The organism is Streptomyces sp. NPDC026394 (genome assembly GCF_055567735.1).
Genome location: NZ_JBVHPX010000004.1, coordinates 488666 through 500930 on the forward strand (window position 1 = coordinate 488666; position 12265 = coordinate 500930).

General features: G+C 74.0%; 9 protein-coding genes. 5 read left to right on the plus strand and 4 right to left on the minus strand.

Annotation, left to right across the window (positions count from 1 at the left end; translation table 11 throughout):
- Positions 1-21: 21 nt before the first annotated feature.
- Positions 22-2400 carry a phosphoketolase family protein gene (locus ACZ4QV_RS13470; protein WP_361587739.1) on the plus strand — a complete coding sequence of 793 codons (2379 nt, stop codon included), beginning with the start codon at positions 22-24 and terminating at the stop codon, positions 2398-2400.
- Positions 2401-2452: 52 nt separating this feature from the next.
- On the opposite strand, the gene ACZ4QV_RS13475 is transcribed toward ACZ4QV_RS13470, so the two are convergent.
- The 4 genes from ACZ4QV_RS13475 to ACZ4QV_RS13490 all read right to left on the minus strand — a co-directional run bounded on the left by ACZ4QV_RS13475 (position 2453) and on the right by ACZ4QV_RS13490 (position 8679).
- Positions 2453-3733 carry an MFS transporter gene (locus tag ACZ4QV_RS13475; protein WP_361587737.1) on the minus strand — a complete coding sequence of 427 codons (1281 nt, stop codon included), beginning with the start codon at positions 3731-3733 and terminating at the stop codon, positions 2453-2455.
- A gap of 70 nt (positions 3734-3803) precedes the next feature.
- Complete coding sequence (locus tag ACZ4QV_RS13480; protein ID WP_361587735.1) at positions 3804-4985, minus strand: amidohydrolase family protein; 1182 nt, start codon at positions 4983-4985, stop codon at positions 3804-3806.
- A gap of 61 nt (positions 4986-5046) precedes the next feature.
- Positions 5047-6456 carry a glutamine synthetase family protein gene (locus ACZ4QV_RS13485; RefSeq protein WP_361148050.1) on the minus strand — a complete coding sequence of 470 codons (1410 nt, stop codon included), beginning with the start codon at positions 6454-6456 and terminating at the stop codon, positions 5047-5049.
- A 159-nt stretch (positions 6457-6615) separates the two neighbouring features.
- The gene (locus tag ACZ4QV_RS13490; RefSeq protein ID WP_361148052.1) at positions 6616-8679 is read right to left on the minus strand and encodes a SpoIIE family protein phosphatase; all 2064 of its coding nucleotides are present in this window, start codon (positions 8677-8679) and stop codon (positions 6616-6618) included.
- Between the two features lie 217 nt (positions 8680-8896).
- On the opposite strand from ACZ4QV_RS13490, the gene ACZ4QV_RS13495 reads away from it, so the two are divergent.
- Genes ACZ4QV_RS13495 through ACZ4QV_RS13510 form a run of 4 tightly spaced genes read left to right on the plus strand, consistent with a single transcriptional unit; the run spans position 8897 to position 12182 of the window.
- On the plus strand, positions 8897-9760 hold the full coding sequence (locus ACZ4QV_RS13495) for a TetR/AcrR family transcriptional regulator (protein WP_361587733.1): 864 nt from the start codon (positions 8897-8899) through the stop codon (positions 9758-9760).
- 48 nt (positions 9761-9808) lie between these two features.
- The gene (locus ACZ4QV_RS13500) at positions 9809-10696 is read left to right on the plus strand and encodes a beta-keto acid cleavage family enzyme (RefSeq protein WP_361638596.1); all 888 of its coding nucleotides are present in this window, start codon (positions 9809-9811) and stop codon (positions 10694-10696) included.
- Between the two features lie 41 nt (positions 10697-10737).
- A complete protein-coding gene (locus ACZ4QV_RS13505) occupies positions 10738-11694 on the plus strand; it encodes a 3-hydroxyacyl-CoA dehydrogenase NAD-binding domain-containing protein (protein ID WP_361148057.1) in 957 nt (318 codons plus the stop codon).
- On the plus strand, positions 11691-12182 hold the full coding sequence (locus ACZ4QV_RS13510) for a thioesterase family protein (protein WP_361148059.1): 492 nt from the start codon (positions 11691-11693) through the stop codon (positions 12180-12182). Before ACZ4QV_RS13505 ends, ACZ4QV_RS13510 begins: the two co-directional genes overlap by 4 nt.
- Positions 12183-12265 lie beyond the last annotated feature (83 nt).

Consider the following 12265-nt stretch of genomic DNA (forward strand, 5'->3'; position numbering starts at 1 on the left):
TTCCCCCGACGGAGGGCCCCGATGGAGTCGCCGACCCCGCTCACCGAGAACGACCTGCTCGATCTCGACGCCCACTGGCGGGCGCTGAACTACCTCGCGGCCGGTCAGATCTATCTGACCGGCAACCCGCTGCTCACCGAGGAACTGCGCCCCGAGCACATCAAACCGCGCCTGCTCGGCCACTGGGGCACCTGTCCGGGCCTGAACCTCGTCTACACCCACGTCAACCGGGTCATCAGCACCCACGGGCAGGAAGCGGTGTGCGTGTGGGGCCCGGGGCACGGCGGGCCTTCGGTGTTCGCCGGTGCCTGGCTGGAGGGCACGTACGGGGAGCTGTATCCGGACATCGGGCGGGACGCGGCCGGGATGGGCCGGCTGTTCCAGCAGTTCTCCTTCCCCGGCGGGGTGCCGAGCCACGCGGCGCCGAACGTGCCGGGCTCCTTCCACGAGGGCGGCGAGCTGGGCTACTCCCTCGCGCACGCGTACGGCGCCGCGCTGGACAACCCGGACCTGCTGGTGGCGTGCGTGATCGGGGACGGCGAGGCGGAGACCGGGCCGCTGGCCGCCTCCTGGCACGCGAACAAGTTCCTGGACCCGGCGCACGACGGCGCCGTGCTGCCGATCCTGCACCTGAACGGCTACAAGATCGCCAACCCGACGGTCCTGGCCCGGCTGGACGAGGACGAGCTGGACGCGCTGCTGCGTGGCTACGGGCACGAGCCGCTGTACGTCACCGGCTCCGACCCCGCGCAGGTCCACCGGGACATGGCCGCCGCCATGGACACCGCACTGCTGCGCATCCACGACGCCCAGCGCACCGCCCGCGGCGACGGCGCGCGCTCCCGGCCCCGCTGGCCGATGATCGTGCTGCGCACCCCCAAGGGCTGGACCGGCCCCGGCGAGGTGGACGGCGCGCCCGTCGAGGGCACCTGGCGCGCCCATCAGGTCCCGCTGTCCGGCGTCCGGGACAACCCGGACCATCTGCGCCAGTTGGAGGGCTGGCTGCGATCGTACGCGCCGGGCGAGCTGTTCGACGGCGAGGGGCGGCCGGTGGACCGGGTGCTGGCCTGTGTGCCGCGCGGCGACCGGCGGCTCGGCTCCTCCCCGCACGCCAACGGTGGCCGCCTCGTCCGTACGCTGCCGCTGCCCGACCCCGAGAAGTACGCGGTGCCCGTCGACAAGCCCGGCACCCGGATGCACGAACCGACCCGCGTCCTCGGCGGCCTGCTGCGCGATCTGATGGAGCGGACCGCCGACCGCCGCGACTTCCGGCTGTTCGGCCCGGACGAGACGGCCTCCAACCGCCTCCAGGACGTGTACGACGCCACCGACAAGGCGTGGCAGGCCCGGACCGTGCCCACCGACGAGCACCTGGGGCGGCACGGGCGCGTGATGGAGGTGCTCTCGGAGCACCTGTGCCAGGGCTGGCTGGAGGGGTACGTGCTCTCCGGCCGGCACGGCCTGTTCTCCTCGTACGAGGCGTTCGCGCACATCGTGTCGAGCATGGCCTCGCAGCACGTCAAATGGCTCCAGTCGGCCCGCGACATCCCCTGGCGGGTGCCCGTGGCGGGCCTGAACTACCTGCTGACCTCGCACGTCTGGCGCCAGGACCACAACGGCTTCTCGCACCAGGACCCCGGCTTCGTCGACCACATCCTCAACAAGGACCCGCACACCGTACGGGTCTACCTCCCGCCGGACACCAACAGCCTGCTGTGCGTGGCCGACCACGTGCTGCGCACCCGTGACGTGGTCAACGTGGTGGTCGCGGGCAAGCAGCCGTGCTTCGACTGGCTGGACATCGAGCAGGCGCGGGGGCACGTCGCGCGCGGCGCGGGCATCTGGGAGTGGGCGGGCACCGAACAGCCCGGCAGCCGGCCCGAGGTGGTGCTCGCGTGCGCCGGTGACGTGCCGACGCAGGAGACGCTGGCCGCCGCCTCCCTGCTGCGTACCCACCTGCCGCAGTTGTCGGTACGGGTCGTCAACGTCGTCGACATGACGCGCCTGCAACCCCACGAGGAGCACCCGCACGGCATGACGGAGCGGGAGTTCGAGGCGCTGCTGCCGCACGACGTGCCGGTGGTCTTCGCGTACCACGGCTACCCGTGGCTGGTGCACCGGCTCACCTACCGCCGGGCCGTCCACCCCAATCTGCACGTGCGGGGCTACAAGGAGATGGGCACCACGACCACGCCGTTCGACATGGTGGTCACCAACGACATGGACCGCTACCGGCTGGTGATGGACGTGATCGACCGGGTGCCGGGGCTGGCCGTACGGGCCGCCGGAGTACGGCAGGCGATGGCGGACGTGCGGCAGCGCCACCACGCCTGGATCCGCGAGCACGGCACGGACCTGCCGGAGGTCGAGGAGTGGAACTGGCCGGGCGGCGGCCGGTGACGGCGGCGGGTGGCCCCGGGGCCGGGTGCGGAACCGGCCCCGGGGCCGCCCGTCAGGGCTGCGGGTCGCGAGCGTCGTAGCGGGCGAAGTCGCGCCGCCACAGGGCCAGCAGCAACACCGTCACGACGCAGGCGAGTCCCCCGCCGACGACCGCCACGGCCGGTGAGGCGAGGTCGGCCGCCGCCCCGGCCAGGAAGTCGCCGAGCCGGGGGCCGCCCGCCACGACGACGATGAACACGCCTTGCAGGCGGCCGCGCATCCGGTCCGGCGCGGCGGCCTGCAGCATGGTGCCGCGGAAGACCATCGAGACGGTGTCCGCGCACCCGGCGACGGCGAGGAAGAACAGGCCGAGCCACAGGTGGCGGGTGAGGCCGAAGCAGGCGACGGCCGCTCCCCAGGCGGCGACCGAGACGAGGATCGCCAGGCCGTGCCGGCGGACGGCGCCGAGCCACCCGGAGAACAGCGCGCCGAGCACCGCGCCGACCGCGGGCGCCGCGACGAGCAGGCCCACCGTCTTGGCGTCACCGCCGAACCAGAGGACGGCGACGGCGGGGAACAGCGCGCGGGGCTGGGCCAGCACCATGGCCGCCAGGTCGGCGAAGAAGGTCATCCGCAGGTTGGGCCGGGTGGCGAGGAAGCGCAGCCCTTCCAGGACGGACGGGCGGCGCGGCGCCTCGTCGCCGTCACCGTGGTCGGGGCGCATGGCGGGCAGCCGCCACATGGCGTACAGCGCGGCCGAGAAGCAGACCACGTCGATCAGGTAGGCGGCCTGGTAGCCCCACAGGCCGACGAAGACACCGCCGAGCATCGGGCCGCCCATCATCCCGAGGTTGCTGGTGAGCGAGGAGAGGGCGTTGGCGGCGGGCAACTGCTCGGCCGGCAGCAGACGCGGGATCATCGACGAGCGGGCGGGCGCGTTCATCGCGAAGCAGACGGCCTGGAGGGCGACGACCGTGTAGAGCACCCACACCTGTCGTACGTCCGCGAGCGCGGCGGCGGCCAGCGCGACGGAGAGCACGGTGGCGCCCACCGCGCTGTACAGGCCGAGTTTGCGGCGGTCGACGGTGTCGGCGATGACGCCGCCGTACAGCCCGAAGACGACCAGCGGGACCAGGGAGCACAGGCCGACCGCGCCGACGGCGAAGGTGGAGCCGGTGAGGGCGTACACCTGGAGGGAGACGGCCAGGGCGGTCATCTGCTGGCCGACCCAGGAGACGGTGTTGCCGAACCACAGGCGCCGGTAGTCGGCGGAGATGCGCAGCGGGGTGATGTCGGCGAAGAGGCGGGTGTACAGCGGAGGACGGGGCTCGGTGTCGGATATGGCAGGAGGCACGGGGCAGTAAAGCACGGTCCGTGGTGGTGCCACTTACCCGGGTGGCCTGATCATGACACCGGCCGCACGGCTACCGGCCCTCCGAAAGCCCGTACACCCGGCGGGCGTTACCGGCCGCGACCAGCGCCGCGACACGGTCGGCGTCCGCCGCCGACCAGGCGCCCGCGCGCGCCCAGCCGGTCAGCACCTCCGCCAGCGCCGTACGGAAGGCGGCGCTGCCGACGGTGTACAGCTCCGGCAGGCCGTAGGCGTCGGTGGAGAAGAGGAGCTTGCCGAAGGGGGCCAGTTCGAGGAATCCGGCGAGCACGGCTGCCGCGCGGGGCCCGGTGTGCCCGAGGGCCAGGCCGACGTCGGCGTACACGTGCGGGAAGGCATGGGCCAGGTAGGCGGCCTGGCGGTGGTACGGGTAGCAGTGCAGCAGGATCAGGTCGGTGCCGGTGCCCGCGATGGCGTGGGCGAAGTCGGTGAGCAGGGCCGGGTCGGCGTGGTGCAGGCGCAGGTCGGGGTCGCCGAAGCCGGTGTGCAGTTGCAGGGGGCGGCCGGTGCCGACGGCGAGCCACAGCAGGTGGCGCAGCAGGACCGGGTCGGTCAGGCGGTGGGGGCCGGCGGCGAGCCAGTCGCGGGCGGCGGTCACGACGTCGGCGGCGGTGGGCGGCTCGGGAGCCAGGGCCAGCCCGTGCCGGTAGGCGGCGACGGACTTGAAGCCCGCGGCGGTGCGGGCCGCGTCCCGTACGGCGTCGGCGAGCCCGGCAGCGAACACCTCGGCGGCCACGTCCGCGGTCTCCTCCCCCGCCGTCCGTGCCGCCCGTACGCCTGCCGCGACCCGTTCCGCCAGCGTCTCCAGGCGGACGATCTCGTGCCCGGTGCCGCCGCCCGCCTCGGCCGTCTCGTGCGCCCCGGTGAGGTCGCCGGGCAGACCGGTGTCCACCAGGTACGTGCCGATGCCGGTGCCGCCCAGCAGCAGGCGGCGGGTCTCGGCCGCGCCCAGTTCGCGCCGCCGGGCGAGGTACGCGCCGGGCGTGCAGTGCGGCGCGAGGCCGAGCAGCGGCGGGCACCAGCGGCGGACGGCGAAGCCCGCCTGGGTGTCGAAGAAGGTCGTGCCCGCGGCGGCGGGCCGGTTGGACTCGGTCAGGTACGACTCGAACTCGGCGGCCGTCAGGTCGCCGCGCAGCACTCCGTGGCAGTGCTGGTCGATCAGCGGCGGCAGGTCCGGGAACGGGTCCGGGGCGCCGCCGGTGGCCTGCGCGGTCATCGGCCCCGCCGTCCGTGGGCGGCCGGCGCACCGGGGGCGGGCACGAGGGCGGGCACGGCCATCAGTACCTCCAGCGCGTCGCCGCGGCGATCTCTTCGGGCTCGCTGTCCGCGAAGTGCGCCGCCTCGGCGCGGCGTACGGCGATCACGGCGCCGTACAGCACCTCGCCCATGGCCTCCCGCAGCACCGCCGACTCCGCCAGCCGGTCGGTGGACTCGGTCAGCGACGAGGGCAGCCGGACGATGCCGCGCCGGGAGCGTTCCCGGACCCCCAGGACGCCCGGGTCGCCGGTGACCGGCGGGGGCAGCGCCGCGCCCGTGGACAGGCCGTGCAGCCCGGCGGCGATCACCGCACCGACCGCCAGGTACGGGTTGGCCGCGGCGTCGAACGGCTTGATCTCGGCGTGCCCCCCGTCCGGATCGTCGGGGGCGCCGGTGACCAGGCGCAGCGCGGCCTCCCGGTTCTCCACGCCCCAGCACTGGTAGGCGCCGGCCCACACGGACGGGGCCAGCCGCAGGTAACTCGCGGGCGAGGGGCAGCCGACGGCGAGCAGCGCGGGCATCGTCTCCAGGACGCCGCCGAGGAACCGTACGGCGTCCGGGTCCAGGCCGTGTTCGGCGTCCCGGGCCCGGTGCAGGCTGCGTTCGCCGCGGTGCAGGCTGAGATGGAGGTGGCAGCCGTTGCCGACCTGGCCGGCCACGACGGAGGGCGCGAAGCTGGCCCGCAGGCCGTGCCGGAGCGAGACGGCCCGTACGGTCTCGCGGACGAGGACCAGCTCGTCGGCGGCGCGCAGCGGGTCGGCCGACGCGGTGGACACCTCGAACTGGCCCGGCGCGTACTCGGGGTGGAGCTGGAGGACGTCGATGTCCTGGAGGGCCAGCGCCTCGGCCACGTCGCGGAGGTAGTCGGAGAGTTCGACGACGCGGGTCATGCCGTAGGCGGGGCCGGCGCAGGCGTAGTCGAGGGTTTCCTCGGCGCCCGTGGAGCTGTCGGGGCGACCGCCGCCGGCCTCCGGCGCGCGGGTGACCACCCACTCCGTCTCGAACCCCATCCGCAGGACCAGTCCCGCGTCGGCGGCCCGGTCCACCATGCGGCGGGCGAACTGCCGCTGGCATCCGGGGTGCGGCGTGCCGAGCTGGTCGTAGCGGTCGACCGGCGCCCAGGCCCAGCCGGGTTGCGCGGCCAGCACCGTGACCCGCTCCAGGTCGGGGAAGAGCCGCAGGTCACCGTCGGGTCCGCCGAGGTGCGCGGACGCGGTGATCGCGTCGTCGGAGGTGAAGACGTCGAAGACCGGTGACATGCCGACGCCGCGCTGCACGGCGGGCGCCAGCCGGGCCGTCGGCACGGTCTTGGTACGGGCGATGCCCGCGTTGTCGACCCAGGTGAGGGCGATGGCGCGGACGTGCTCCGCGTCCAGCCGTGCCGCCGTCCGGCGGGCGTCGCCCCACTGCTGCGCAGGCCCCGGTTCCATAGCGCGTGTCCTCATTCCGCCGGGCCGCTCACTCGGCGGCCGATCGAACTGTGCCCTGTCCGCTGCCCGTGCCGCGGTGCCCCGTTCAGGGGCGGTTGCCGCGGGTGTCCCGCCGGACGGCAGGCGCGGCCGTCCCGCTCCCGGGGGCCGTACCGGCCGTCACGGACAGTCGAACTCGCACCATACGCACTTTCCGTTGCCGCGCGGCTCCACACCCCAGACATCCGACAGCCGCTCCACCAGGAGCAGTCCGCGCCCGGACATCGCGGACTCGTCACTGTCCCGGCGGCGCGGCAGGGCGCTGGAGCGGTCGGCCACCTCCAGCCGCAGCCGCCGGTCGGTGCCGTGCGGCATCCGTACCGTCACCACCGCCGCGCCGTCGGTGTGCAGCAGCGCGTTGGTGATCAGCTCGTCGGCGGCCAGTTCGACCTCCTCGGCGCGCTCCGGTGCGCCCCAGGCCCGTACCGCGGCGCGGATCATGTGGCGGGCGGCGGACAGCCCCCGGGCGTCGTCGGGTGCGACGTGCTGCTGGAGCCGTCCGGCGGCCGGCGCGGCGGGCTCCCCGCCGCGCCGCAGGATCAGCATCGCCATGTCGTCGTCGCCGGTCTGCTCGGCCGCCAGGTCGCAGAGCCGGTCGGCCAGTTGCTGGACGTCCTGGGGGCCGTCGCGGATCACTCTGGCCAGGTGCCGTACGCCGTCCTCGATGTCGATGCCCGGCTCTTCCACCAGCCCGTCGGTGTACAGCACCAGGGTCTCCCCGATGCCCAGGTGGGCGGTGGTGACGGGGTAGTCCAGGTCGCGGAAACCGGTCGCTATGCCCAGCGGCAGGCCACCGGCCACCTCCAGGCGCCGGCACAGCCCCTCGGCGTGCCGCAGCAGCGGGTCCACGTGCCCGGCCCGCACCAGCCGCACCGTCCCGGTGGCCAGGTCGGCGTCCGCGTACGTGCAGGTGGCGAAGCGGTCGGTGTCCAGTTCGCCGAGGAAGGCGGAGGCGCGGGCCATGACGGTGGCGGGCGGGTGCCCCTCGGCGGCGTAGGCGCGCAGCACGATCCGTAGCTGGCCCATGACGGTCGCGGCGTGGGTGTCGTGCCCTTGTACATCGCCGATGACCGCGGCGACCCGGCCTTCGGGCAGCGGGATCACGTCGTACCAGTCGCCGCCGATGTCCCGGCCGATCCGGGCGGCCCGGTAGCGTACGGCGATCTGGGCGCCTGGGATGCCGGGGATGCGGCGCGGCAGCATGGCCTGCTGGAGGCCCTCGGCGAGGTCGTGCTCCTGGTCGTAGAGCATGGCGCGGGCCAGGCTCTGCGCGACGCTGGAGCCGAGCGCCAGCAGCAGGTTGCGCTCCTGTACGCCGAACGGGTTCTCCGAGCGGTAGAACAGGCCCACCACTCCGATCGGCCTGGCCTGCGCGATGAGCGGCAGGTACGCGGCGGAGCCGAAGTCCATCCTTTCGAGGTGCGGCCAGAGCGCCGGGTAGCGTTCGGCGAACTCGGCGCGGGAGCGGATGAAGCACGGCTGGAGGGTGCGCACCGCCTCGCTCATCGGGAACTCCTCCTCGACCCGCAGCACCTCGTGCTGCGGTACGAAGCTGCCCGCCAGCCCTTCGTGAACCACCCGGATGCGGCCCGCCTCGACCAGGCCGACGATGACGTTCCGCGCGCCCAGCCGGGTCAGCGCCTGGTCGTCGCCGAGCACACCGATGACGTCGCGGACGGTCCTGGCGTGCGCCAGGGCCGCCGTGGTGCGCTCGACGAGGCCGGTGTTGCGCAGTCTGCGCGCGTGCGCCTGGGCCCGTTCCGCCGCCTGGGCGTACTCCTGGCTGGCGTCCCGGACGACGCCGATGACGCGGTGCGGCTTTCCGGCCCCGTCGCGGCGAATGCTGGCCTGGGTGTGGGCCCAGCGCACCGTGCCGTCCCGCAGCCGGACGCGGAAGTAGGCGCCGTAGGAGTCGCTGCCGTCCTTCAGGGCCTGGGAGACGACGCTGTCCAGGCGGGCCGCCTCGTCCGGCGGCAGACGGCAGCCCAGGGCGGCCGGGTCGGAGTCGTACTCCTCCGGCGGCAGGTCGAAGACCTCCAGAGCGGAGCCGTCCATGTGCATACGGCCGCTGTCGAGGTCCCAGTCGAAGCCGCCCATGCCGTTGAGGGCCAGCGTCAGGTCCGGATGAGCGGGCCAGTCGTCCGGCACCGACACGGTCGGCCGCTTCGCGCCCCGGTCAGCCATGTCCGCAACTTTGCCACATTTGCCCCATACGTGGCCGGTCCACCGGTGTCCGGTGCGCGGCCGGCCCGCGAGGCCGGACCCGGCGCGCCGACGCTACTGACTTACGCATCAGTCAGTGCTCAACACACGCCTCTCGGCGCTGTTACAGCAGACTGGCCCCAGTCGGCGCCGTGGAGGTCGTTGCGATGACCTCAACACACTGTTACGGTCCCTGACCATGTCCACGGACGAAGACCCCGGCACCCGGATCCCCGACGACACCGACGTGCGCGACCGCGTACGACAGGTGGTCGACCGCCTCGGCTGCAGCCGCCGCGAGTTCGCCCGGCGCATCGTGATGGACCCCTCGAAGCTGTCCAGGTCGCTGGGCGGCACCCGGCGTTTCACCCTCGCCGAGATCGTGCGCGTCGCGGACATCGGCGGCGTGGACGTGGCGTGGCTGCTCGGGTCCCGGGGCGGCGCCCCGGCACCGGCCCGGGGCCGGGAGCCGGTCGCGGTGCCCGAGGGCGGCCGGCCGCTGCAGATCGTCCGGGAGACCGTCCGGCTGATCGCCGAGCACGGCTTCCACGGCGTCCGGGTCGCCGACATCGCCGCCGCCTGCGGCACCAGCACGGCCGCCGTGCACTACCACTTCCCCGGCCGCGACGAACTGCTGGAAGCGGCCGTGCGCTGGTGCATGGACGAGGACACCGCGCGGCGCGCCGCGGGCCTGGCCGACGCGCCGGACGCCCGCGCCGAACTGCTGCACCTGATCGCGTTGCAGACGCCGCGCACCGCACAGCAGCGGCGGCAGTGGCTGGTCTGGCTCGACCTGTGGGCGCAGGCCGCGCGCTCCACCGCCGTGGGGCAGTTGCACGAGCACTACTACCGGCAGTGGCGGACCACCGTCGCCGAAGTCCTGCGCCGGGGCGTCGACCAGGGCGTCTTCCGCGCCGTGGACCCCGAGCCCACCGCACTGCGGCTGACCGCGCTCATCGACGGCCTGGCCACCCAGGTGCTGGCCACCGCGCCCGACAGCACCGGCCCGGACACCATGCACGCCGCGCTGCTCACCTTCATCGACCACGAGCTGGCCCCCTGAGCGGGCGGCTCCCCCGCCGTTCCGACCCCACCGACCGAAGGACCCGCCGTGAACAACCAGGTCATCATCACCTGCGCGCTGACCGGAGCCGGTGACACCGTGCGCCGCTCGCCGCACGTGCCCGTCACCCCCGAACAGATAGCCAGGTCCGCCGTCGAGGCGGCCTCGGCCGGCGCCGCCGTCGTCCACATCCACGTACGCGACCCGGAGACCGGCGCCCCGTCCCGCGACCCGCGCCTGTACGCCGAGGTCGTCGAACGCGTCAAGGAGACCGGCACCGACGTCGTCATCAACCTGACCGCCGGGATGGGCGGCGACCTCGTCATCGACCCGGACGAGCCACTGCGGCACCTGCCCGGTACGGACCTGGTCGGCGGCCTGGAGCGGCTGCCGCACGTCGAGGAACTGCTGCCCGACATCTGCACCCTGGACTGCGGCTCGCTGAACTTCGGCGAGGGCTCCAACCTCTACGTCTCCACGCCCGACATGCTGCGCGCGGGCGCCCGGCGCATCCAGGAGCTGGGGGTACGGCCCGAACTGGAGATCTTCGACACCGGGCAGCTGTGGTTCGCCAGGCAACTGCTCGCCGAAGGACTGCTCGACGACCCGACCGTCTTCCAGTTGTGCATGGGCGTGCCGTGGGGCGCGCCGGCCGACCCGGGCGTGCTCCAGTCGATGGTCGCGATGCTCCCCGAGGGCGCGCAGTGGGCCAGCTTCGCGCTCGGCCGGATGCAGATGCCGTGGGTCGCGCAGTCCATCCTGCTCGGCGGCAACGTCCGGGTGGGGCTGGAGGACAACCTCTACCTGAGCAAGGGCGTCAAGGCGACCAACGGCCAGTTGGTCGAACGGGCCGTGCAGATAACGGAGTTGCTGGGCGCGACGGTCGCCACCCCGGACCAGGCCCGTGCCCGCCTCGGCCTGAAGCCGCGCGGCTGAAGCCCGGTTCCCCCTCGCCCCCTCACACTCAGGAGCCTTTCGTGTCCCCCACCCCTCCCTCTTCCGTACGCCGTGTGGCGTGCGTCGGCGCCGGCGTCATAGGCGGCGGCTGGGTCGCCCACTTCCTCGCCCGCGGCTACGACGTCACCGCCTGGGACCCCGCGCCGGACGCCGAGGACAAGCTGCGCCGCCTGGTCACGGCCGCCTGGCCGGCCCTGGAGCAGCTCGGCCTGGCCGAGGGCGCCTCGCCCGACCGTCTGACCATGGCTCCGACCCTCGCCGAAGCCGTCGCGGACGCCGAGTTCGTGCAGGAGAGCGCCCCCGAGAAGCTGGAGCTCAAGCGCGATCTGCTGGCCCAGCTCGACGCCGCCGCCCCGCCCGGCGTGGTCATCGCCTCCTCCACCTCCGGCTACCCGATGACCGACATGCAGACGACGGCCGCCACGCCCGGCCGTCTGGTCGTCGGGCACCCGTTCAACCCGCCGTACCTGATCCCGCTGGTCGAGGTGGTCGGCGGGGAGCGGACCGACCGCACGGCGGTCGCATGGGCCGCGGAGTTCTACGAGGCGGCGGGCAAGTCCGTGATCACCATGGACCGGGAGCTGCCCGGCTTCATCGCCAACCGCCTCCAGGAGGCCCTGTGGCGCGAGGCGCTGCACATGGTCGCCAACGGCGAGGCCACGGTCGAGGACATCGACACCTCGATCACCGAAGGGCCGGGGCTGCGCTGGGCGTTCATGGGCCCGATGCTGACGTTCGCGCTGGCCGGCGGCGAGGGCGGGATGGCCCACATGCTCGACCACTTCGGCCCGTCGCTGAAGTCTCCCTGGACCCGGCTGGAGGCCCCGGAGCTGGACCGGGCGCTGCGGGACGCGGTGGTCGACGGCTGCGACCGGGCCGCCGACGGCCGTACGTACGCCCAGCTCGTCGCCGAGCGCGACCAGGGCGTCATCGACGTACTGCGGGCCACCGGCCGGCTGGACGGGCCCGACCGGTGACGGCGCGGCTGCCGCTGTTCCGGCGGACGGTCCAGGACGACTGGATCGACTACAACGGCCATCTCTCCGAGGCGTACTACGTCCTGGTCTTCGGCTTCGCCACGGACGCCCTCATGGACGCGGCCGGTCTCGGCCCGGCCTACCGCGCCCGCACCGGCCATTCGCTCTACACGGTCGAGGCGCATGTGCGCTACCTCGCGGAGGTGCCGCGGGGCGCCGAACTCCTCGTACGGACCACGGTCCTGGGCGTGGGCGCGAAGAAGGTGCGTTGCGTCCACGAGATGTACGTGGGGGACGCGGCCGGCGATCCGGTGGCCACCGAGGAGATCTTCGCCCTGCACGTCCACCAGGGCGAGGGACGCGCCGCGCCGCTGCCCGAGGAGGCGTACCGGCGGCTGGCGGGCTTGGCCGAACTGGCCGGTCCGGCTCCGGACTGGGCCGGGCGGGGCATCAGGGAGGTGCAGCGGCCGGGAATCCGGAAGGCGTGAGGCGGCGTTGCACGGCGTGTCCCCGGCCGTCCGGGGGCACGCCGCGCCGCCGTCGGGTCGGCCGTCCGCCTGCCGCGCGGTGT